General features: G+C 60.8%; 18 protein-coding genes. 9 read left to right on the forward strand and 9 right to left on the reverse strand.

Annotated features, from left to right (window positions below):
- Positions 1 to 2 precede the first annotated feature (2 nt).
- Positions 3 to 890, forward strand: coding sequence for an alpha/beta fold hydrolase BchO (gene bchO, locus BW967_RS09420; protein ID WP_076484830.1), 888 nt, complete (start codon positions 3 to 5; stop codon positions 888 to 890).
- Here bchO and phaZ read toward each other — a convergent pair.
- Positions 887 to 2,155, reverse strand: a complete 1,269-nt coding sequence (gene phaZ / locus BW967_RS09425; RefSeq protein WP_076484831.1) for a polyhydroxyalkanoate depolymerase — start codon at positions 2,153 to 2,155, stop codon at positions 887 to 889. The genes bchO and phaZ overlap by 4 nt on opposite strands.
- A 90-nt stretch (positions 2,156 to 2,245) precedes the next feature.
- Here phaZ and phaC point away from each other — a divergent pair, with 90 nt between their 5' ends.
- A complete protein-coding gene (gene phaC / locus BW967_RS09430) occupies positions 2,246 to 4,039 on the forward strand; it encodes a class I poly(R)-hydroxyalkanoic acid synthase (protein ID WP_076484832.1) in 1,794 nt (597 codons plus the stop codon).
- A 72-nt stretch (positions 4,040 to 4,111) separates the two neighbouring features.
- Here phaC and idi read toward each other — a convergent pair whose 3' ends face one another.
- From idi to BW967_RS09470, 8 genes are all read right to left on the reverse strand, one after another.
- Positions 4,112 to 4,642 carry an isopentenyl-diphosphate Delta-isomerase gene (gene idi, locus BW967_RS09435; RefSeq protein ID WP_076484833.1) on the reverse strand — a complete coding sequence of 177 codons (531 nt, stop codon included), beginning with the start codon at positions 4,640 to 4,642 and terminating at the stop codon, positions 4,112 to 4,114.
- A gap of 2 nt (positions 4,643 to 4,644) precedes the next feature.
- Complete coding sequence (locus BW967_RS09440; protein WP_076484834.1) at positions 4,645 to 5,820, reverse strand: geranylgeranyl diphosphate reductase; 1,176 nt, start codon at positions 5,818 to 5,820, stop codon at positions 4,645 to 4,647.
- Between the two features lies 1 nt (position 5,821).
- Positions 5,822 to 7,108, reverse strand: coding sequence for a BCD family MFS transporter (locus tag BW967_RS09445; RefSeq protein ID WP_076484835.1), 1,287 nt, complete (start codon positions 7,106 to 7,108; stop codon positions 5,822 to 5,824).
- Positions 7,105 to 8,019 (reverse strand): chlorophyll synthase ChlG, encoded by a 915-nt coding sequence (chlG, locus tag BW967_RS09450; protein ID WP_076484836.1) that lies wholly within the window; start codon positions 8,017 to 8,019, stop codon positions 7,105 to 7,107. Before chlG ends, BW967_RS09445 begins: the two co-directional genes overlap by 4 nt.
- A 36-nt stretch (positions 8,020 to 8,055) precedes the next feature.
- The gene (bchJ, locus tag BW967_RS09455; protein ID WP_076484837.1) at positions 8,056 to 8,694 is read right to left on the reverse strand and encodes a bacteriochlorophyll 4-vinyl reductase; all 639 of its coding nucleotides are present in this window, start codon (positions 8,692 to 8,694) and stop codon (positions 8,056 to 8,058) included.
- A gap of 12 nt (positions 8,695 to 8,706) precedes the next feature.
- The gene (gene bchE / locus BW967_RS09460; RefSeq protein ID WP_076484838.1) at positions 8,707 to 10,449 is read right to left on the reverse strand and encodes a magnesium-protoporphyrin IX monomethyl ester anaerobic oxidative cyclase; all 1,743 of its coding nucleotides are present in this window, start codon (positions 10,447 to 10,449) and stop codon (positions 8,707 to 8,709) included.
- A 373-nt stretch (positions 10,450 to 10,822) separates the two neighbouring features.
- Positions 10,823 to 12,208 (reverse strand): transcriptional regulator PpsR, encoded by a 1,386-nt coding sequence (ppsR, locus tag BW967_RS09465; RefSeq protein WP_083952096.1) that lies wholly within the window; start codon positions 12,206 to 12,208, stop codon positions 10,823 to 10,825.
- A gap of 100 nt (positions 12,209 to 12,308) precedes the next feature.
- Positions 12,309 to 13,061: a cobalamin B12-binding domain-containing protein gene (locus BW967_RS09470; RefSeq protein WP_076484839.1), complete on the reverse strand. Its 753-nt coding sequence runs from the start codon at positions 13,059 to 13,061 to the stop codon at positions 12,309 to 12,311.
- A 424-nt stretch (positions 13,062 to 13,485) separates the two neighbouring features.
- Here BW967_RS09470 and bchF point away from each other — a divergent pair, with 424 nt between their 5' ends.
- From bchF to BW967_RS09505, 7 genes are read left to right on the forward strand one after another with little or no spacing between them, the layout of a single operon-like run.
- Positions 13,486 to 14,013 carry a 2-vinyl bacteriochlorophyllide hydratase gene (gene bchF, locus BW967_RS09475; protein ID WP_076484840.1) on the forward strand — a complete coding sequence of 176 codons (528 nt, stop codon included), beginning with the start codon at positions 13,486 to 13,488 and terminating at the stop codon, positions 14,011 to 14,013.
- On the forward strand, positions 14,010 to 15,287 hold the full coding sequence (locus tag BW967_RS09480; RefSeq protein WP_076484841.1) for a ferredoxin:protochlorophyllide reductase (ATP-dependent) subunit N: 1,278 nt from the start codon (positions 14,010 to 14,012) through the stop codon (positions 15,285 to 15,287). The genes bchF and BW967_RS09480 overlap by 4 nt, the downstream gene beginning before the upstream one ends.
- On the forward strand, positions 15,284 to 16,849 hold the full coding sequence (gene bchB, locus BW967_RS09485; RefSeq protein ID WP_076484842.1) for a ferredoxin:protochlorophyllide reductase (ATP-dependent) subunit B: 1,566 nt from the start codon (positions 15,284 to 15,286) through the stop codon (positions 16,847 to 16,849). The genes BW967_RS09480 and bchB overlap by 4 nt, the downstream gene beginning before the upstream one ends.
- A 4-nt stretch (positions 16,850 to 16,853) precedes the next feature.
- Positions 16,854 to 20,423, forward strand: a complete 3,570-nt coding sequence (locus tag BW967_RS09490; protein ID WP_076485034.1) for a magnesium chelatase subunit H — start codon at positions 16,854 to 16,856, stop codon at positions 20,421 to 20,423.
- Between the two features lie 28 nt (positions 20,424 to 20,451).
- Complete coding sequence (gene bchL, locus BW967_RS09495; RefSeq protein WP_076485035.1) at positions 20,452 to 21,354, forward strand: ferredoxin:protochlorophyllide reductase (ATP-dependent) iron-sulfur ATP-binding protein; 903 nt, start codon at positions 20,452 to 20,454, stop codon at positions 21,352 to 21,354.
- A gap of 1 nt (position 21,355) precedes the next feature.
- Positions 21,356 to 22,030 carry a magnesium protoporphyrin IX methyltransferase gene (bchM, locus tag BW967_RS09500; RefSeq protein ID WP_076484843.1) on the forward strand — a complete coding sequence of 225 codons (675 nt, stop codon included), beginning with the start codon at positions 21,356 to 21,358 and terminating at the stop codon, positions 22,028 to 22,030.
- Positions 22,027 to 23,460, forward strand: a complete 1,434-nt coding sequence (locus tag BW967_RS09505; RefSeq protein ID WP_076484844.1) for a PucC family protein — start codon at positions 22,027 to 22,029, stop codon at positions 23,458 to 23,460. The genes bchM and BW967_RS09505 overlap by 4 nt, the downstream gene beginning before the upstream one ends.
- Positions 23,461 to 23,466: the final 6 nt, after the last annotated feature.

The following is a 23,466-nucleotide window of genomic DNA, read 5'->3' on the forward strand; positions in this document are numbered from 1 at the left end:
CGATGGACCCGCGCAACCTGCCGGCAAACTGGCCCTATCGGTCTGCCGCGCAGATGGTGCGGGTCGAGCGCATTGATTGGTGGGTGGTCGACACCGGCCCCCGCGACGCCCCCGCTTTGCTGCTCTTGCATGGGCTTGGCGCCTCTGGTCACAGCTTCCGGCGCACTATTCCGGGCCTTGCCAAACATTACCGGCTGATCGTGCCCGACCTGCCGGGACACGGCTGCACCCGCACTAAAGACCGCGACCGGTTGGGCCTGAGCCCGATCGCCGAGGATTTATGCTGGCTATGTGACGCGATGGGCGTGCAACCCGGCGCAGTGATTGGCCATTCGGCAGGCGGGGCGATTGCGCTGCAAATGGCGCTCAACACCAGCATTCCGCGCGTGGTGGGCATCAATGCCGCGCTGGATCACTTTGAGGGCGTGACGGGGGTGCTGTTTCCGCTGATTGCACGGGGCCTCGCAGCCTTTCCGCTCACCGCGCCCGTGGCCGCACGGCTATGGGCATCGCCTGCGCGGGTGAGCCAATTGCTTGATAGCACGGGCTCGGTGATCGATGCCGCTGGCAAGGCGCAATACACCACGCTTGTGCAAGACACCGAACATGTCGCTGGCGCGCTCGATATGATGGCGCAATGGCGGCTTGATCCATTAATCTTGAACCTGCCCCGGCTACGCAAGCCTGCGCTTTTGCTGGCAGGCAAGGGCGACAAAGCGGTGCCCCCCGCAGTTTCAGAAAGTGCGGCCCATGCGATGCCACAGGTCGAATTGCGGATGATGGAGGGCGGCCACCTGCTGCATGAGGTGGCCCCTGATGGGCTCTCAGCCCTTTTGGCAGACTGGCTTGCGGGGCACGGGCTGGGCACGCCCCCCGCTACCCGCGCTTAAACAGCGCGGATCTTGGCCACTTTGGGTTCGGGGTCATCCGAATTGGCGTCGATGAAATCGAGCACCAAGGGACGGATGTTGTTACGCCAGCTGCGGCCCGCGAAGATGCCATAATGGCCCGCGCCGGGTTCCAAATGCTGGGCCTTCTTTTCCTCAGGCAGACCGGTGCAAAGCCGCAAAGCCGCCACGCATTGGCCGGGGGCAGAGATATCGTCATTCGCGCCTTCGACGGTTTTCACCGCGACCTTGGTGATCTTGCCAATATCGACGCGCTTGCCCGCCACGGTGAATTTGTTCTGCGCGATCTCCAGTCCTTTGAAGATCCGCTCCACCGTCGAGAGGTAGAACTCGGCGGTCATATCCATCACCGCGAGATATTCATCATAGAAGATGTTGTGGTGATCGTGCTCAGAGCCTTCGCCCTGCGCTTCGGCCATAATCTTGTCGGTGAAGGCTTTGGAGTGTTTGTCCATGTTCATCGAGATGAACGAAGCCAATTGCATCAGCCCCGGATAGACCAGACGCCCCGCGCCTTTGTATTTGAAGCCAACGCGCTGGATCACCAATTGCTCAAGCTGCCCCATCGTCACCCGGCGGCCAAAATCGGTCACTTCAGTGGCGGCGGCATCGGGATCAATCGGCCCGCCGATCAGCGTCAGCGTGCGCGGCTGCGCCTCTGGGTCTTCTTCGGCGAGATAGGCGGTCGCCGCCAAGGTCAGTGGCGCGGGCTGGCACACGGCAATCACATGGATATCCGGGCCAAGAAGCCGCATGAACTCGACAAGGTAAAGCGTGTAATCCTCAATGTCGAACTTGCCCTCGGAGGCCGGAATATCACGCGCATTATGCCAATCTGTCACGTAAACGTCGGCATCGGGCAGCAGACTATGCACCGTGGAACGGAGCAGCGTCGCATAATGGCCCGACATGGGCGCCACCAAAAGCACCCGGCGCTTCATCGGCGCGCGGCCTTGCACCTTGAAATGGATCAGCGCGCCGAAGGGCTTATCGAGCAGCGTTTCCACATCAATCAGATGGTCCTTGCCATCGGCAGCAGGAATCGAGCGAATGCCCCAGTCGGGCTTGATCACCATGCGCGCGAAGCTGCGCTCGGCGACGCGGCCCCAAGCGGACATCAGCTTGAACATCGGGTGGGGCGTCAAACCCCAAACCGGATAAGAGGCGATGGCGCGTGCCGAGGCGCCCATCCACTCGTTCGTGTTCCTGATGGTCTCCATCAGGTCGTAGCTGTAAATGCCTTTCATGGCGCTCCCTCGAAATCACGCACAACCCCGCTTGCCCCTGATGCGTGCGACGTTATGTTTCATATTTAAGGATAGGGAGGAAATAACGTTATGACAACGCCCGAGAAGGTCGAATCTGCTGCATCGCAGCAAATGCGAGACAATCTGGCGAGAATAGAAACCCTGACAACCCGACTGGTCGAGGCGCTCGCACACAAGCGCGCCCCCAATCTGGCGCTGGAAGGGCCGGGAATGGACCTTTATCTCAGTTCATCCGCCGCAATGATGAAGGCGATGACGGATAACCCCGCTAAGATCTTTGAAACGCAGGTAAAATACTGGGGCGAGGCAATGACCCATTACCTTGAGGCAAGCCATGCGCTGTCCCAAGGCAAATTGCAGCCTCCCGCAGACCCAGGGCCGAAAGATCGCCGCTTTTCCAACCCGTTATGGGACACGCATCCCTATTTCAATTTCGTCAAACAACAATACATGCTTGCCGCCAAAGCGATTGAAGAAGGCGCGGCGCAGGTTGAGGGGTTGGATCCGGTCAATCGTCGCCGTTTGGATTATTTCACCAAGCAGATTGTGGATTTGATGGCGCCGACAAATTTCTTGGCGACGAACCCCGATGCGCTTGAACGCGCTGTCGCGACCGAGGGGGAAAGCTTGGTGCGCGGCCTTGAAAACCTTGTGCGCGATATTGAGGAGAATAAAGGCGATCTGATCGTAACGCTCTCAGACCGCAATGCCTTTAAGGTTGGCGAGAATATCGGCACGGCAGAAGGCTCGGTTGTCTATCGCAACCATATGATGGAATTGATCCAATATAGCCCCACCACGGAAAAGGTTCACAAAACCCCGCTGATCATTTTTCCGCCTTGGATCAATAAGTTCTACATTCTCGACCTGAAGCCGCAAAACAGCCTGATCCGCTGGATCGTCGATCAGGGCTTCACGCTTTTTGTGGTGAGCTGGAAAAACCCCGATGCCTCTTATGCCGATGTTGGCATGGAGGATTACGTGCAAGACGGGTATCTGACCGCGATTGACGAGGTGAAGAAAATCACCGGCGAGCCCAAAGTGAATGCGGTGGGCTATTGCATCGCAGGCACCACGCTGTCGCTGACGCTCGCCCTTTTGAACAAGCGCAAAGACCGCTCGATCAACTCGGCCACTTTCTTTACCACGCTCACCGATTTTTCCGATCAGGGCGAGTTTACCGCCTTCTTGCAAGACGATTTCGTCGATGGGATCGAGGCACAATGCAAGGCCGATGGGGTGCTGAGTAGCTATTTCATGACCCGCACCTTCTCTTACCTGCGGGCCAATGACCTGATCTACCAACCTGCGATTCGTTCTTACATGCTCGGCGAATCGCCACCAGCTTTTGATCTGCTTTATTGGAACGGCGATTCGACCAACCTGCCCGGCAAGATGGCGATGCAATACCTGCGCGGCCTCTGTCAGGAAGACAGCTTTACCTCAAAAGGCTTCCCGCTCTTTGATGAAGTGCTGAAGGTGTCTGAGGTGAAGGTGCCGCTCTGCGCGATTGCTTGCGAAACAGACCATATCGCGCCGTGGATCGCCTCGTTCAACGGGGTGGCGCAGATGGGGTCGAAGGACAAGACCTTCATCTTGTCGGAATCGGGTCATATCGCCGGGATCGTGAACCCGCCCAGCAAAAAGAAATACGGCCATTACACCTCTGAAGCACCGGTCGAGAACCCGAATGAATGGAAAGCCGTGGCACAATACAACCAAGGCAGCTGGTGGCCGCGCTGGGGTGAATGGTTGGCAAGCCGCTCTGGCAAGCTGGTGCCCGCCCGCGCCGTGGGCGATGCCGATCACCCTGCCCTTGCGCCCGCCCCCGGCACCTATGTGGGCGAGGTGGTGAAGGTCTAGCCCCCACCTTCCCGAAACGAAAAAGGGCACCGAACCGGTGCCCTTTCTTTTAACCTGTTAGAAGGCCGCGCCTCAGGCCTCAGCCGGGGCGAAGATCATCTCGCGATGCTTCTCGATATAGATTTGCAGCCAAGGCGTGTAGCGCTCTGGGTTTGCGGCAATCCGCGTCGCGATCTCATCAATCGGCACCCATTCGGTGGTTTCCACCTCCTCGGGGTTTGGCACGGGCTCAACACCTTCGGGCGCTTCGGCGGTGAAAATCTCCACCACCTCATGCTCAATCATATCATCGGCCACATCGGCACGGTATTCCACCTGCCCAACATGGCGCAGATCAAGCCCATGCAAGCCAAGCTCCTGATCAAGCCGCCGCGCGGTGCAAGTGGCAGCATCTTCGCCCCAATAGGGATGGGTGCAGCAGGTGTTCGCCCAAAGCCCCGGCGTGTGGTATTTGCTCAGCGCACGTTGCTGCAACAGCACCTTGTCGCCACGCGTGACAAAGGCAGAGATCGCGAGGTGCCGCAGCCCCTTACGATGTGCCTCCATCTTTTCCACCGGGGTCAGAACACCATCGATCCAAGTGGGGATCATGGTCTCGTCCATGCTTACACCCATTTCGGCGACACCAAGCCCGACAGATGGGCAAGGTTTTTGAAGCCGATCTTGATATGCGCCATCGGGCGGAAAGAGGTGAGCTTTTTGTTCATGTAGCTCTCAAAGGTCATGCGCTGCACATCGACATCATGGCACAGGCTGACAAACCGCTCGCGCCGCTCATCGGTGTGGTAATAGGCATCTTGCATCGAGCGCAACACTTTGAAGACGGTGCCATGCTCTTTCATGAACTTGGCCCGCGCTTGTTTGAGCTCTTTCGCCTTGCCGGTCTTAAGGAAGGCCATCGCAGCTTCAGCCGCCACGCGGCCCCCCGCATGGGCATAATAGATCCCCTCACCAGAGGACGGCGCGACCACGCCAGCGGCATCGCCCGCCAGCACAACGTCTTTGCCATTGTCCCAGCAATCAAGCGGTTGCAGCGGGATCGGCGCGCCTTCCTTGCGGATCGTCTCTTCCTTATCAAGGCCGGACATCTCGCGCAAAAGCGCGGTGCATTTTTTCAGATCAACGTCATCAAGCTCGGTGCCCATGCCGATGGAAGCGGTTTTCCCATGCGGGAACACCCAGCCATAAAAGTCAGGGCTGATGCGACCATCATAATAAACGTCGCAACGCGTCGGGTCGTAGTTCGCGACATTCGTCGGCGCCGCGATGATCTCGTGATAGGCGAAGACCAGCGGGATTTTCGTCGCGGGCACTTCGTTGCGCACCTGCGAGTTCGCGCCATCGGCACCGATCACGATACGGGCCGTGACCTTCTTCTCTTCGCCGCTTTCTTTGTCGCGGTAAACGACAACGGTCTTGCCGGTCGCGCGTTCAATGCGCAGCCAGGTGCCGGTGAGCCGGTCGGCCCCGGCTTGGCGGGCGCGTTCGCGCAGCCATTCGTCATAATCTTCGCGGTCGACCATGCCGACAAAGCCGTTCTCAATCGGAATATCGACGAAGCGCGAGGAGGGCGCGATCATCCGCGCCGAGGTGATTTTCGCCACCAGCAGGTGATCGGGAATATCAAAGTCGCGGATCAGCCGCGGCGGGATCGCGCCGCCACAGGGCTTGATGCGCCCAGCCCGGTCGAGCAGCGCCACCTTATGACCCGCGCGGGCCAAATCCCAAGCCGCCGTCGAACCCGAAGGGCCGCCACCGACCACGAAAGCATCGTATTCCATTCTATTCTCCCGCAATCACAGTGGGCACATGCGCCGCGCCCCGCGCAGCGACCACACCGGTCGCCATCACGGCCGCGACAAGGAAGAGGAGCGCTTCGGCCCCGAAAACGATCCCAAACGCTGAAGCGTCGGGTAGAAAAAGGCGCATCACATCGGCAGCACCTGCGCCAAGCAGGCCGCCAAAGCCCGCCGCAATCGCCTGTGCCGCGCCCCAAAGGCCCATCCGCGTGCCTTCCCGCGAAGACCGGCCTTCACCGGCAAGCGACATCATCGCGCCAATCGCGGCGACGGCAAAAATCCCGTTAAAGAAGCCAAGCCCGATCACCGCAGGGGCAATCGGTGCGCCGGGCACCTGCCCCACGCCCGCCACAGCCACAAGCGCCGCGGCAGAGCCAAGGCAGCCGCCCACGACCCAGCCAAGCAAGGTGCCGATTTTCAGCCCCGAAAGCGCGATGCCAACGGTGAGCATGCCAATGAACACACCGCCGTTTTGCAGGCCTGAAAGTTTGGTCGTTTGCCCGGCCGTATAGTCAAAAACCAGCCCGGCATAGGGTTCCAAGATCAATTCCTGCAAGAAATAGGCGGTCATCGACAGGAACAGGAAAAAGGTGAAATTGCGGGCTTGGGGTTCAGACCACACCTCACGCAGGCCCTCGCGCAGCGCCGTCGGGCGCTCTTCGGGTTCGGGGTGTTTCACGCGGGCTTCAACGCCCCACACCGCAAGCATGGTCACGACAACAGCGCCGGTGATGACAGCCCCAACGATCCACAAAAGTCGCTCGACCGAATAGGGATCCAGCAAATGGCCCACAGTGCCTGCGGTGGCGGCGATCCCGAAGATCATCATCAGCCATGTGATTGTCGCAGCAGCGGCGCGGCGGCGCGGCTCGGTGGCCGAGGCCAGAAGCGCCAGAAGCGAGGTGCCAGAGGCCCCAACGCCAAAACCAATCAACGTGTAGGCCAAAATCGCGATCGCCAGCCCAGCGATAAAGCTTTCCGCCAACACGGCAATGGCCACAGCGCCCAAGAAGGCACCCAGCCCCAACACCGCCATGCCGGCGATGATAAAGAAGGTCCGGTTGCCCTTGGTATCGGAACGCAGCCCCCAAGCGGGGCGGGTGATTTGCAACGCGTAGTGCAGCCCCACGAGCAATCCGGGCAAAATCGCGGGTAGCGCCAGTTCGACCACCATCAACCGATTGAAGGTGGAGGTTGTCAGCACCACAACCGCGCCGATGCACAGCTGCACCAGCCCCAGCCGAAAGATCTGGAGCCAGCCGAGTGTCATATCACCATGCCCCGGATCGCGAAGGCGGTGATCATCATGCCCGAGACATACATCGCAACGCCGGTGCCATTATACCAAGGCGCTTTGCCTTCCGGGTCGCGCATCCAAACCGACATCGCCCAGAACTGGCCAAACAGAAGCAGCAGCACTGCACCGGCATGGTAGGGTTTGGAGAACAGGAACAGCATGGTGATGACCAAAGCTTGCGCAAGGCCCATCACGGTACAGGCGATTTTCGCGGCCACTTCCGGACCATAGACGGCAGGCAAGGATTTGATGCCCAGCTTGCGGTCGCCCTCAATCGCTTTGAAATCGTTGATCGTCATGATGCCATGCGCGCCAAGGGCGTAAAGCGTGGCCATCAGCACAATCGGGAATCCCGGTGCGGCGCCCGTGGTCGCCAACAGAACGGCAGCGCCCGTGACCCACGGCAAACCTTCATAAGCGATGCCCACAAGACCCGGCCCCCACCAGCCCGAGCGTTTCAGGCGTACGGGCTCCACCGAATAGGCCCAAGCAGCGGCAACGCCCAACACGGTGGCGCCAAAGCCCCAAGTGCCAAGCTGCCAGCCCACAACAAGTGACAGCGCCGACATGATGAGCGCGATATAAAGCCCCCAATAGCCCGGAATGCGCCCCGACGGGATCGGGCGATCAGGTTCGTTGATTGCATCGACATGGCGGTCGCACCAATCATTGGCGGCCTGAGACATGCCGCAAACAATCGGCCCGGCGAGAATGATCCCCAAGATCACCACGCCGATATTCGCCCCCATCGCCACGCCCGAAGACACCGCGCCGCACAGATAGGCCCACATCGGCGGGAACCATGTCACCGGCTTAATGAGCCGCAGCATCGCGCGCGGCTCGGGAAGGGTACGTTGGGTCGTCAGACTGTCTGGGGCGCTCATGGTCGATCGAACCGATTGGGCGGGCGAGCGGATGGCTCAGCCCGAGTGGACAGGCGCAGGATGCGACGCGCGGCCGCCCTGCGGGTGCAGAACAAAACGGCAAGGCCCCGACCCCATCGAGGCGCAGGAGATTTCCTCCACCTTGCAATCGGGCCAGACAAGCGTGGAGAACAGCCGTTGAAACACCGCCGCGTGCCAATGGCAGGCGGGGTGCTCGGCGCTTTCCGCGCGCAGCGGGTTACCGTCGATACGGAACGTGAGGGGCTTGAACCCCTCAACCTGAAACTGGCCAGAGCCAACAAAGGTCCAGGCATGTTTGGTGATGGCTTTGGCCAGAACCTTCGCCCCAAGGGCGGCAGGCAAGAACTTGATGATCTTTTGCGCAAAGCCGGGAATGCGATTGGCCAAAATATAATCCCCAGTGGCAAGCCCCGAGAGCCATAAAAGACCCTCGGAGGCTTCCCCCTGGTCCACCCGCAGCGCCTGGTGCACGGCATGGCATTGGGATTCTGGAAGCATTCCGCTGTCTGCCGGGGGGACGGGCACCCCGGCAAGTTTCATGATCCGGTCGCGCTCGGACCGGCCAAGGTGGCGGTCGAGCACGGCGATGGTTTGCAAGATCGCATTCGGCCCGATACGGGGCTCGTCCTGCGCGTCAAGCGGCGCCGCGCTCATGGCCTTACCCCCTTATTCCGCGGCGTCGACCATCTGGGCCTTGCCACCACCGCAAGCCATCGGCGCCGTGGTTTCCCCGGCGTGCTCGGCCGAACGGGCTTCGTGGGTTTCCGGCGACAGGTCGAATTCGTCCTCGGCGCCTTCGGGCAACACGAAGTTCGCGTTGCTGCGCTCGCCCGCCCGCTCTTTCATTTGCGCGCGCACCGCCTCTTGGCGTTCTTTGTGCTTGCGCGAACGTTCGGCAGCGGCTTCCCAGTCGGCAACCTGCGCATCGGCGATCTGACGGGTATCGTCAAATTTCCAATCCACCTTGTCTTTCGACTGCGGGCCCCAATAGCCAGCTTTGCCAAGGTCATAGAAGGTGCGGCCCACACCGGCTTTCAAGAATGCCTTGAGACAGCCCAGAAGGTACCGACGGCGGAAGCCCGTGCCGCGCCACGGATAGTGGAACAGCGCCTTCTTGATGTAGAAGCGGCGGTAGTTGTTCATCACACCGTCAAGCAGCTCGCCGCGGGTCAGCGCTTTGGGCTTCATGATCGGCGTCACAAAGTTGTATTTCGAGAAGTCGAAGACCTCGACCTGATCGCGCAGTTCTTGGAACAGCGGCGTGAACGGCCACGGCGTATACATCGACCAGTTCGCAAGGTCCGGCTGCCAGTCCCACGCCATTTGGTAGGTTTCTTCCAGCGTTTCCTTGGTCTCGTTGTCCAGACCGACGATGAACTGCGCTTCGGTGAAGATATCGGCTTCACGCAGCAGACGGATCGCTTCTTTGTTCTCGGCGACCGTGGTCTCTTTGTTGAACATGTCGAGCTTGAGCTGGGCCGCAGCCTCGGTGCCAAGCGAAATGTGCACAAGACCCGCTTCACGATAGAACTTCAGCAAATCGCGGTCGCGATAGATGTCGGTCACGCGGGTGTTGATGCCCCACTTGATTTTGTGGTTCAGACCGCGGTCGATCATCTCTTGGCAGAATTCGACGAATTTCTTCTTGTTGATCGTCGGTTCTTCGTCAGCAAGGATGAAGAAGCCCACGCCGTGGTTTTCGACCAGATCTTCGATCTCATCGACCACCGCTTTGGGCGAGCGGACGCGATAGTCGCGCCAGAATTTCCATTGCGAGCAGAACGAGCAGGTGAACGGGCAGCCGCGCGCCATGTTCGGGATCGCGACTTTCACGTTCAGCGGGATGTAGATGTAGTGATCCCACTCAATCAGCGACCAGTCCGGTTTCAGGCTGTCGATGTCTTTGACGGTCGGCGCCGCTTGGGTGGCGACGATCTCTTCGCCTTCGGTGTAGGCAAGGCCCTTGATCGCCTTACGGTCTTCCGGCCAACGGCCCTCGTCCACGCATTGCGCGACTTCGACCATGATCTCTTCGCCTTCACCGCGCACGATCGCGTCAATCCACGGCGCTTCCGACAGCACCTGACGGAACATGAAGGTCGCGTGCACACCGCCCAGAAGGCCAACGCAATTCGGCGCAGCTTCTTTGGCAATCTTCAGCGTTTCTTCCGCCTCGTAGATCGAGGGCGTAATCGCGGTAACACCGACGATATCGGGCTGCAATTCGGCGATCCGACGACGCAATTCGTCGTGGGGGACGTTCATCGTCATCGCGTCGATGAAGTGAATATCATCGTAGCCGAATTTTTTCAGGTGACCGGCAAGGTAAGGAACCCAAGAAGGGGGCCAGTTCCCCGCGATCTCGGCACCGCCGGAGTGGTAATTGGGGTGGACGAAAAGGATACGCATGGCTGACCCTCCAGGGCGTAGGTGTAAACCTCAGTTGACAACAATCCCAACCATATTAATTGGCACAGGTCAAATGCAGAAAATTGCCGCACCTGTGAAGTGGACCCAGCACATACTGCGCAAGGCACTGATTATTATGACAATTGCAAAACAGGCTTGTGGCGGAACGCCCGCCTGCGACGGGGTGGCGCAGCCTTCCAGCGGCCGCCAGATTGCCAAACCTGACACTCCCGCTGCGCTTTCAAGGGGGGCAAACTGCGACAAACCGTCTAGCAAAATTGGCAAAAGGTGAATCACGCGCTAGGAATTTCGCGCGCAAACTCACCCGCCCATGCCATGGGAGAAAAACGACTCGGCCTGTCGCTTCTACGACTCAGTCGACTTCTTTGCTCAGAAGCCCGAATTTGCGCAGCTTCACATAAAGCGACTGCCGCGACAGGCTCAGAAGCTCGGCCGCCGCCACCCGGTTGTTGCCGGTCAGCTCAAGCGCCGTCTCGATGCACATCTTTTCGATGATCTCGGTTGTCTCGGCGACGATGTCGCGCAAGGTCGCGTAGCCGACCATCTGCATCACATTGCGCAGCCCTTCGTTGCCCGCCACGCCGGGCAAAATACGGGTCGCATCGGCCAGGTTGGAATCGCGGATCACGAGCGCAATCGTCGGGCTGGCGCGTTCCGCAAAAAGCGTGGCCGAAAGCTCAACCGAGACTTGGCCCGAGAAATCGGTATTCAGCCGCGTCACGTAATGGCGCAAATGGCCAATACGCTTGACGTTATCGAGCATGACATTGAGGTCGATCGAGCCACGCGACAAGAAATCGGCAAAGGACCGCCCCTGCACCATCGCAGCAGAGCCCGCATCGGTAAGGTAAAGGAACGCATCATTGGCCGCGCGGATCGTGCCATCGGCTTCCAAAAATACCATCGCGTCGATGCTTTTGTGGAAGAGCCGCTCAGAAAGCTCCGACATGTCATCGGCTTTCGGGCGCATGGCTTCGGGCTGGCCCAAACGGCACAGCAACAAACGATCCCCCGCCGCGCGGAACAGCGTCGCCGACACCGCCACTTTGCGCTTGGAGCGCCGAATCGTCAGATCAAGCGAGTTTTGCAGATCGCTGCCCGCCAACTTGGCCAAAGCGTCGATAAACTCGCCCTTCCGGCGCCCCTCAAGCTCATTGGCCACCGGGGCGTCAATCAATTCGCCCCGCGTCGCACCAATCAGCGTTGTGGCGGAGCCGTTAAGATCGACAATGCGGCCCGTCGACATAGAGACGATCAAAAGCGCAGAGGGGTTCGCTTCCATCAACACCCGATAGCGGGTTTCAAGCTCGCGTTGGGCCTCATAATCGCGCTCAAGCGCAAGCTGCGCCTTCACAAGCTGCTGCTGAACTTCCGCGATCGGGCGCATGTCGCGCCCAATCATCAAAAGCGTTCCGTCTTCATCCGTGCGCGTCAGCGTATACCGGATTGGGAAATGGATCGCGTCGCATACATGTGTGAGTTCCAGCACCATCGGGCGATGCAACTCGACCTCGGATTCCATACGGCGTTGAAGCTTTTGCAGGCTTTCCGGCCCGAACAATTCCGAAAGCGGTTTGCCCTGCCATTGGGCAAAGCGGTCACTGGGGCCAAGCTGAGGATTGGTGAGGACGAGATCGACAATACCTTCCGGCGCAACGACCAGCGCGATATCGCAGGCCGAAGTGACGATGTCCGCGAGCAAAGCGGGAGGAACCCTTAGCAAGGCCTCCCGTCGCATCAAGAAGCTTCCATCAGATGTCACGGCCGGAACCTTTCTTAAACCCGTGCCTCTTCTTTCAGCCTTCCCCCGTCGTTCTCGACCCCCGAACCGTTTTCAGTCACGCCAGCGCAAACTCGGAAATAACCACGGACAAGTCGTTGGTCACCAGATCGGCGCCGGTCTTGGCGAGAGCTTCCGCGCGTTGGGCGACGATAGCGCCACCAATTGCAACCCGCATCCGCCCTTTCGTCAGGCTGGAAAGGGTTTTCACCAGTTTCGCGGAGATTTCAACCCTCTCCATACTTCCGACAGTAATCAATGCCGCATCAAAGCGGTTCGTCGCCATCAAACGGGACAAATCACTCAACCCCGGAGCGAAAAGCATCCGCACCGAGATCCCCCGGCGGCGAAGCCCCATCGCCACCACCAAAGAGCCAAGCGTGTGCTGCTCTCCAGGCGGAACGATCAAAAGCACCGTCGAGGTGTTCGACGGATCAGAGACATCCGCCGTCACATCCGCTTGCAGCGCGTGCAGAAGTTCCTGCAAACGCGCGATGCCAACCGTCACTTGGGCAAAGCCAATCTGATCGGCTTCCCAAGCCGTCCCGATATTTCGGGCGGCGGCTGGCACATAAAGGGAGGCAATATCTTCCGGGGCGACAAATGCCGCCCGGAATTCATCGAGACACAGGTCCATAGCCCCAAGCTCAGGCCCTGTGGCAAGCTCGACCAACCTGTTGACAAGCGCGGTCCGCAGCTCTCCCACTCCATTTCGACGGCGCGCCGCAAGACGCCCCATCGCTTCAAGAGCAAGCCCAACGAACCCATCTAGGCCGTTGCCATGCTCGACTTCAAAACTGACATCCCGCATCAGAGTCCCCGAAACCCGTACGTTCGCGAGACGGTCTTCCCTACCACCCGCGAGCGGAACATTGAACAGGGGTCTTTCCCCCGCGCATCATTCGACACCAACACTCCCCCTATGTCCATCGAAATTGACAAGCTGCGACACCATCACACGCCCGATATCGAGCGCACGTGACGACCATCACTGACAGCCCCTTCCAGAATACGGAAAAACCTAGCAGCACAGGGCTTTGCGACCCTTCGCCGCAGGCAATTAAGCTGCGTCGGAAGGCGTCATTTCCCCGTCACATCCCGATGCATCACAATAGCACCCACCGCAGTAGCGGCGTTTGGGCGCGGAGTCAGAGTGTAAGTTTTCGTTGACACTTCGGAGCCACTGCCTAACCTGACAGCTACTGCGCGCCCACGAAGAAAGGCTGGCTGCCACTATGCCACACACTCCCCGACATTCGTCGTCTAAAGGCCTGTACACGCCCGAAGAACGTGCGCGGCGTGACGCCTCCCCCTGGACCATTGTGCAAGGGATTCTTGCGCCGCTCCAGTTCCTCGCTTTCGCCGTTTCTTTGGTGTTGGTGATGCGTTTCTTGCTCACCGGCAGCGGCTATGAAACCGCCACAATATCTATACTTATCAAAACCTTACTTCTTTACACGATCATGGTCACCGGGGCGATTTGGGAAAAGGTTGTCTTCGGGCAATACCTGTTCGCACCCGCGTTCTTTTGGGAGGATGTCTTCTCCTTCGGCGTGATCGCTCTGCACACCGCCTATCTCTGGGCGCTGTTCACAAATCAAAGCGATGCGCTGCAAATGTACATCGCGCTGGCCGCTTACGGCACATATGTCATCAATGCCGGACAGTTCCTGTGGAAACTGCGTCAGGCACGCCTGCAATCGGCAAGTGAGTCGGCCTCCGACGCCTCTGCCCCCCTCACGATGGAACGGGGGACGCCATGAGCCTCGATTCGCCGACCATGGGCTGCACCGAATCTCCGGTGCTGCGTGAACGTGGCCAGAAGGCCGTTTTCTGTGGCTTGACCGGGATCGTCTGGTTGCACCGCAAGATGCAGGATGCCTTCTTCTTGGTGGTGGGCTCGCGCACCTGCGCGCACTTACTGCAAGCCGCCGCCGGCGTGATGATCTTTGCCGAACCGCGCTTCGGCACCGCCGTGTTGGAAGAGCAAGACCTTGCAGGCCTTGCCGATGCCAACGCGGAATTGGACCGCGAAGTCGCGCGCCTGCTGGAACGCCGCCCTGACATCCGCCAACTGTTCCTTGTGGGCTCCTGCCCCTCGGAAGTGATCAAGCTTGACCTCGAACGCGCGGCAGAGCGGCTCAACACCCGCCACGCGCCGCATGTGCGGGTCTATTCCTATTCCGGCTCGGGCCTTGATACGACCTTCACCCAAGGCGAAGACGCTTGCCTTGCCGCGATGGTGCCAACGCTTGCCGCCTCCGACGAAGAAGAACTGATCGTCGTTGGCGCCCTGCCCGATGTGGTCGAGGATCAATGCGCCTCGCTTCTGTCGCAGCTGGGCGTTGGACCGGTGCGGATGCTGCCCGCGCGGCGCAAAGATGCGGCCCCCACCGTCGGGCCGAACACGCGCTTTATTCTCGCCCAGCCTTTCTTGGGCGATACGGCCGCCGCGCTGGAACGCCGTGGTGCGAAACGGATCGCGGCCCCCTTCCCCTTTGGCGAAGAAGGCACAACCGCGTGGCTCAAAGCCGTTGCCGACATTTATGGCGTCAGCGCCGAGAAGTTTGAGGAAGTAACCGCTGCGCCGCGTGCCCGTGCCAAGAAAGCACTTGCCGCGCATAAAGGCACGCTGGAGGGCAAATCGCTCTTCCTCTTCCCCGATAGCCAGCTGGAAATTCCGCTCGCACGGTTCTTGGCGCGCGAATGCGGCATGGTCCCAACCGAGGTGGGCACGCCGTTCCTGCACCGCGCGATCATGGCGCCTGAGCTTGAGATGCTGCCTTCGACCGCGCAGTTGAGCGAAGGCCAAGACCTTGAAGCCCAGCTTGACCGGCACGAGGCGATTAACCCCGACATCACCGTTTGCGGGCTTGGCCTTGCCAACCCGCTGGAGGCGAAGGGCCATACCACCAAGTGGGCGATCGAACTCGTCTTCACGCCGATCCATTTCTACGAACAGGCGGGCGATCTGGCCGGACTGTTCTCGCGCCCGCTGCGCCGTCGCGCGCTTCTGGCCGGGGGGACCACCGCATGAAACTGACGCTGTGGACATATGAAGGCCCGCCGCATGTCGGCGCGATGCGCGTTGCGACCTCGATGAAGGACATGCATCTTGTCCTGCACGGGCCGCAAGGCGACACCTATGCCGATCTGCTTTTCACAATGATCGAGCGGCGCAATGCCCGCCCGCCGGTGGCCTTTTCCACCTTCCAAGCCGCGGATATGGGCGCCGATACCGGGCTTTTGCTCAAGGAAACGATCCAGAAAACGCATGAGCGGTTCAAACCGCAGGCGATGGCCGTGGCGCTGACCTGCACCGCAGAACTGCTGCAAGACGACCCCGAGGGGATCGCCCGCGCATTGGCGCTGCCGGTTCCTGTGGTGCCGCTAGAGTTGCCCTCGTACTCGCGCAAAGAAAACTTCGGCGCGGATGAGACCTTCCGCGCCTTGGTGCGCGCACTTGCCAAGCCGATGGAGCGCACGGCTGAAATCAGCTGCAACATCCTTGGCGCCACGGCCCTTGGCTTCCGCCACCGCGATGACGTGGTTGAGGTGACGAAGCTCTTGGAAGGCATGGGCGTGAAGGTCAATGTCGTCGCGCCGATGGGCGCCACCCCCGATGACCTGCGCAAGCTGGGCCAAGCCCATTTCAACGTGCTGCTTTACCCCGAAACCGGGGAAAGCGCCGCGCGGCATTTGGAGCGGACCTGCAAACAGCCCTACACCAAAGTGGTGCCGATGGGCGTGGGCGCGACCCGCGATTTTCTGGCCGAGGTCAGCAAACTCACCGGCCTGCCCGTGCAAGCCGATGAAAGCACGCTGCGTCAACCGTGGTGGAGTGCCTCGGTCGACTCGACTTACCTCACCGGCAAGCGGGTTTTCCTGTTTGGCGACGGCACCCATGTGATCGCCGCAGCACGGATCGCCGCAAAGGAAGTGGGTTTCGAGGTTGTCGGCATGGGCTGCTATAACCGCGAAATGGCTCGCGCCCTGCGCGCTGCCGCCGCGGACTATGGCGTCGAGCCGCTGATCACCGATGACTATCTTGAAGTCGAACAAGCGATCGAGGCCGCCGCGCCGGAACTGATCCTTGGCACGCAGATGGAACGCAACATCGGCAAGAAGCTGGGCATCCCCTGCGCGGTGATCTCGGCCCCGGTCCATGTCCAAGACTTCCCGGCCCGCTACGCCCCGGTAATGGGCTTTGAGGGCGCGAACGTTCTTTTTGATAGCTGGATCCATCCGCTGGTCATGGGGCTCGAAGAGCACCTTCTGACGATGTTCCGCGAAGACTTTGAATTCCACGACGCTGCTGGTGCCAGCCATCATGGCGGCAAGCACGTCGAGCGGGCCGAAGCGCCCGAACCGGCTGCGCAAGCGGCCCCTCAAACGCAAGTCGACACCCCGGCCGTGCCGGTAGTCGAGCCCTCGGGCGAAATTCGTTGGATGCCCGAAGCTGAGCGCGAGCTGAAGAAAATCCCGTTCTTTGTGCGGGGCAAAGCGAAGCGCAACACCGAACTTTTTGCCGCGCACAAAGGCGTGCGCGACATCACCGTTGAAACTCTCTACGAGGCCAAGGCCCACTATGCACGATGAGTCGATGAGCGGAACCCTGCCGCTGCCGCCGCACCGTCCGGGCGGCTATAACGTCGTGATCGTTACTCTGGACGCGCATGCCGCGGGTCCGGCCGCGCGGGCGCTCCCGCGTTTGCAACACGACTTCCCCGATTTGCACATTACCGTGCATGCCGCTGCTGAATGGGCAGAAAATCCGGCCAAGCTCGCTGCTGCCAAAGCGGCTGTGCTGGAAGCCAATATCATTGTGGCGAACCTGCTCTTTATCGATGAGCATCTCCAATCCATTTTGCCTGAGATGACCGCTGTGCGCGATCGTCTGGACGCCTTTGTCGGCATGGTCGCCGATCCACAGATCGTGCGCCTGACGAAGATGGGCGATCTGGATATGACCAAGCCCGCCTCGGGGCCGATGGCGCTTTTGAAAAAGCTGCGCGGCAAAAACGAGCCGGGTGGCGGGTCTGCCGAAAAGCAGATGTCGATGCTGCGCCGCATCCCGAAGATGCTCAAGTTCATTCCGGGCAAAGCGCAAGACCTGCGCGCCTGGTTCATTTGCATGCAGTATTGGCTCGGCGGCTCGGAAGACAACATCGAGTCGATGGTGCGCTACCTTGTCAGCCGCTATTCCGACAATGTCGATTGGCGTGGCGTGAAAGTGGCCGCCCCGGTCGATTACCCGGAGGTTGGTCTTTACCACCCGGATATGGCGGGCCGCATCACCACCGATCCCGCCAAGCTGCCACAACCTGCAAACCCGGTGGCCACGATCGGCGTGCTGATGCTGCGCAGCTACATTTTGGCCAATGACACCGCACATTACGATGCGGTGATCCGGGGTCTGCAATCCAAGGGTCTTGCCGTTCTGCCCGCTTTTGCCGGTGGGCTTGATGGTCGCCCTGCGATTGACGAATTCCTCAAGGGCAAGGTCGATACGCTTCTGTCGCTCTCGGGCTTCTCGCTGGTGGGGGGCCCCGCCTATAACGACAGCGATGCTGCGGTGAATGCGCTCAAGGAACTGGATGTGCCCTATGTGACGGCGCAACCGCTGGAGTTCCAAACGCTTGGGCAGTGGCGCGCCTCGGGTGGTGGGCTTGGCCCGGTGGAAACCACTATGCTGATCGCGCTGCCGGAGATTGACGGGGCCACGAACCCGACCGTCTTTGGTGGCCGCCATGACCCGGCGGGCTGCGCCACCTGTGCGCGCGGCTGCAAACCCGACCCGGAAGCCGAAAGCCATGCCATGGCCGCCTGCCCCGAACGGGTGGAAACGCTGGTCGACAAAGTGCTGCGTCTTGCGAAACTGCGCCGCTCCGAAGTGGCGAAGCGTAAGGTGGGCATCGTGCTTTACGGCTTCCCGCCGAATGCGGGCGCGGCAGGCACGGCAGCTTATCTCGCCGTGTTCGAGAGCCTCTTCAACATGCTCCATGCGATGAAGGCCGAAGGCTACCAAATGGGCGAACTGCCCGCCTCGGTCGATGAGCTTCGCGCCGCCGTTCTGTGCGGCCCGGAAGCCACGCATGGCCAACCCGCGCAAATTGCGGCCCGCCTCCCGGCGGCTGAAGTTGTCGCCCGCACGAAATGGCTCAAAGACATTGAAGCCGTTTGGGGCGCCGCCCCCGGCAAACACCAAACCGATGGCCGCGACCTCTTCGTTTTGGGGCGGCATTTCGGCAATGTCTTCGTCGGACTCCAGCCGGTCTTTGGCTATGAAGGCGACCCGATGCGGCTGCTCTTTGAAAAAGGCTTCGCGCCGACCCATGCCTTCGCCGCCTTCTACCGCTGGCTGCGCGAAGATTTCGAGGCCGATACGCTTCTCCACTTCGGGATGCACGGCGCGCTTGAGTTCATGCCCGGCAAACAAGCGGGCATGTGTGAGGAATGCTGGCCGGATCGGATGATTGGCAACCTGCCGAACGTCTATCTTTATGCCGCCAACAACCCCTCCGAAGCGACTTTGGCGAAACGCCGCTCCAATGCGGTGATCGTGTCCCACCTGACGCCGCCCTTGGCGCAATCGGGCCTCTACAAAGGCCTGAGCGAGCTGAAGGAAAGCCTTGGCCGCCTGCGCGCGCTGCCGCCCGAGTCGCCCGAAGCGGAAGATCTGGCCGAACTCGTGCGCGAGCAGGCCAAGGGCGTCGACATGGATGCCTCTGACCTTTCGACGCTTTGGGAAAAGCTGCTTGAGACCGAAGGCGCGCTGATCACCGAAGGCCTGCACGTTCTGGGCAAGCCGATGACGGCGGAGCACCGGGCCGAAATGCTCGATCTGATGCCAGAAAATGCCGACCGCGAACGCGCCGACAAATTCTTGCAAGAAGAGCATGAGATCAAAGCTCTGCTGCGCGCGCTTGGCGGGCGCTACATCGAGCCGGTGCCGGGGGGCGACCTTGTGCGCGCGCCGGAAATCCTGCCGACGGGGCGCAACATCCACGCCTTCGACCCGTTCCGGATGCCCACCGCCTTTGCGCTGCGCGATGGTGCGGCACAAGCGGCCCGGCTTTTGGCCACGCACCCGACGCTTCCGCGTTCGGTCGCGCTGGTGCTTTGGGGCTCGGATAACATCAAATCCGATGGCGGGCCGATCTCGCAGGCGCTTGCGCTGATGGGCGCGCGGCCTCGGTTTGACACCTATGGCCGTTTGGCCGGTGCCGAGCTTATTCCGCTTTCGGAATTGGGCCGTCCGCGCATTGACGTGGTGATGACGCTTTCGGGCATCTTCCGCGACCTGCTGCCGCTGCAAACCAAGCTTCTGGCCGAAGCCGCCTATCTTTGCGCTTCGGCGGAAGATGAGCCGCTCGCCCAGAACTTCATCCGCGCCCATGTGCTGGCCACGATGCAAGACACGGGGATGGACTTCGACACCGCTTCGCTGCGCGTTTTCTCGAATGCCGAAGGGGCTTATGGGTCGAACGTCAACACGATGGTCGGCTCGGCGGGTTTTGGCGATGAAGACGAACTCGCCGATGCTTACGAGGCGCGCAAGTCCTTCGCCTATGGCCGCGATGGCAAGTCCACCAAACAGGTGAACCTGCTGCAAAACGTGCTCGGCAAAGTCGATCTGGCCTATCAAAACCTCGAATCCGTGGAACTGGGTGTCACCACCGTGGACCACTATTTCGACACGTTGGGCGGCATTGCTCGCGCGACCAAGCGCGCGCAGGGTGGCAAGGATACGGCGGTCTATATCGGCGACCAAACCCGCGGTGCGGGCACGGTGCGCACGCTCCAAGACCAAGTGGCCTTGGAAACCCGCGCCCGTTCGCTCAACCCGAAGTTCTACGAAGGCCTGCTCAAACATGGTGCCGAAGGCGTGCGCCAGATCGAAGCGCAGGTGACCAACACACTCGGCTGGTCGGCAACGACCGGACAGGTCGATCCGTGGGTCTATCAACGGCTTTCGGAAACCTTCGTGCTTGATGACGAGATGCGCAAGCGTCTTGCCGATCTGAACTCTGCCGCATCGAGCCGGATGGCGCAGCGGTTGTTGGAGGCATCGGACCGCAACTACTGGCAACCCGATCCCGAAACCCTCGCCGCGCTGCAAGCTGCTGCCGACGAGTTGGAAGACCGGATGGAAGGCGTGGCGGCCGAGTGACATGGAAGACTACGAAAAGGAGGGCCGCATGAGCCCGCGCGACGACATTCCCGACCTCACCGGCCTTGATGGCGAAGGCTCCGTGCAGGTGCATGAGAACGAAAACCTCGATGTCGGCGGCGCGAAGGTGTTCTCGGTCTATGGTAAGGGGGGGATCGGCAAATCGACGACCTCTTCGAACCTTTCCGCCGCCTTCTCGCTACTTGGCAAACGGGTGCTGCAAATCGGCTGTGACCCGAAGCACGACAGCACCTTCACCCTGACGGGGCGGTTGCAAGAAACGGTGATCGACATCCTCAAATCGGTGAACTTCCACCCGGAGGAATTGCGCCCCGAAGACTTCGTGACCGAAGGCTTCAACGGCGTGATGTGCGTTGAAGCGGGCGGCCCGCCTGCGGGCACCGGCTGCGGCGGCTATGTGGTTGGCCAGACAGTGAAATTGCTGCGCCAACACCACATGCTTGAAGACACCGATGTGGTGGTTTTCGACGTGCTGGGCGACGTCGTTTGCGGCGGCTTTGCAGCCCCCCTGCAACACGCCGATCGCGCGCTGATCGTCACCGCCAACGACTTCGACAGCATCTATGCGATGAACCGCATCATCGCCGCCGTGCAGGCGAAATCGGTCAACTACAAGGTGCGGCTTGCGGGCTGCGTGGCCAACCGCTCGCGCGAAACCAACGAGGTGGACCGCTATTGCGAGGCCGCCAACTTCAAGCGCATCGCGCATATGCCCGACCTCGACAGCATCCGCCGCTCGCGGCTCAAAAAGCGCACGCTCTTTGAGATGGATGACGCAGAAGACGTGGTGCAGGCGCGCGCCGAATATATCCGCCTTGCGGAAACCCTGCTGCGCTCGGTCGATGAACCGGGCCTGACCCCCGAGCCGCTTTCGGATCGGCACATCTTCGAACTTCTGGGATTTGACTGATATGGCCAATGACTATGCCGCTATTCGCGACCGCGTCGAACACTATTTCGACCGCACCGCGACCCGCGCCTGGGAACGGCTGACCCAATCGGATGCAAAAGTCTCCAAGGTGCGCCAAACGGTGCGCGAGGGTCGCGACAAGATGCGTGCGATCATGCTCTCGCGCCTGCCCGAAGACCTGACCGGCTGCCGCGTGCTTGATGCGGGCTGCGGCACCGGGCTGATGACGGCAGAGCTTGCCAAACGCGGCGCCGAGGTGCTGGCGGTGGATATTTCGCCCCAGCTCATCTCGGTGGCGCAAGATCGGCTTCCGGTAGACTTGCGCGAAAAGGTCACTTTCATGTCGGGCGACATGACCGACCCGGCGCTTGGCCAGTTCGATTACGTCATCGCGATGGACAGCCTGATCTACTACCGCGCTCATGATATCGGCGAGATTCTCACCAATCTGGGCGCCCGCACCCATAGTGCGATCGTCTTCACCGTGGCCCCGAAAACGCCGTTTCTGATGGCGTTCTGGGGCGTGGGAAAACTCTTCCCCCGCTCCAACCGCTCGCCGGTGATGATCCCGCATGCGCTTGAAAAGCTTCAAAAACATGTGGGCGGCTGGCTTCTGCGCATCGACCGGGTCGCGGTGGGCTTTTACATCTCCGAATGCTTGGAGTATCGGCCATGATCCTCAGCCGTCGCATGATCGGCTCGCTCGCGCTCACTTGGATGCCGTTTTCGCAAGCGGCCTCTGAGGAGTTGCCGCTGCGCCAGCTCATGCGGCTTTCGCTGTTCCAAATTTCGGTTGGGATGGCGCAAGTGCTGCTTTTGGGCACGTTGAACCGGGTGATGATCGTGGAGATGGGCGTGCCTGCGCTTGTCGTAGCTACGATGATCTCGATCCCGGTCTTGGTGGCCCCCTTCCGGGCGGTGCTCGGGCACCGCTCTGATACCTACCGTTCCGCTATCGGCTGGAAGCGGATTCCCTACCTTTGGTTTGGCTCGCTATGGCAGATGGGCGGTCTTGCGCTGATGCCATTCGCGCTGATTCTGCTTTCAGGCGATCAGATCATGGGCCCTGATTGGGCCGGTGAGGTCTTCGCCGGGATCGCCTTCTTGATGGCGGGTTTGGGCATGCATATGACCCAAACGGCGGGCCTTGCGCTTGCCGCTGACCGTGCCACCGAGGAAACCCGTCCCCGCGTCGTGGCGCTGCTTTACGTCATGTTCCTCGTTGGCATGGGAATCTCTGCCCTGATCGTGGGCTTCTTCCTGCGCGATTTTGACCAGATCACGCTTATTCGCGTGGTGCAGGCCTGCGGCGCAATGACGCTGGTCCTGAACGTCATCGCACTATGGAAACAAGAGGTTATCCGCCCAATGACAAAGGCAGAAAGGGAGGCGCCGCGCCAAACTTTCCGCGAGGCTTGGGGCCTTTTGGCCGCCGAACCGGGGGCGATGCGGCTTCTTGCCGTGGTGATGATTGGGACACTTGGGTTCAATATGCAGGATGTGCTGCTCGAACCCTATGGTGGACAGGTGCTGAAACTGCCCGTGAGCATGACGACTTTGCTCACCGCAAGCTGGAGCTTCGGTGCGCTCGTCGGCTTTATCTGGGCCGCGCGGCGGCTCGCGCAGGGCGCTACGGCGCACCGGCTGGCCGCGCGTGGCATTTTGATTGGCATCGTGGCCTTCACCGCGGTGCTGTTTTCGGCGTTGTTCGAAAGCAAAATCCTGTTCTTCATTGCCGCGCTGGGGATTGGCCTTGGCAGCGGCACGTTCGGCATTGCCACGTTGACCGTGGCGATGATGGTGATCGTGCGGGGTGCCTCTGGCATCGCGCTCGGAGCCTGGGGCGCAGCGCAAGCCACGGCGGCGGGGCTTGCGGTGTTTACCGGCGGGGCGCTGCGCGACCTCGTGGCGCACGCCGCCGATGCGGGCTACCTCGGGGCCCTTACCGACCCCGCGCTCGGCTATTCGGTGGTCTATCTCACCGAAATCGGACTGCTCTTCACTACTCTTGCCGTGCTCGGGCCGCTGGCCCGCCCCGGCAGCCTGTTCCCCAAGAAACCGGAGACCGGCAAGGCACGGATCGGCCTTTCCGAATTTCCAACCTGACAAAGG

Source organism: Rhodobacter aestuarii (assembly GCF_900156655.1).
In the GTDB taxonomy this organism is placed as follows: Bacteria; Pseudomonadota; Alphaproteobacteria; order Rhodobacterales; family Rhodobacteraceae; genus Rhodobacter; species Rhodobacter aestuarii.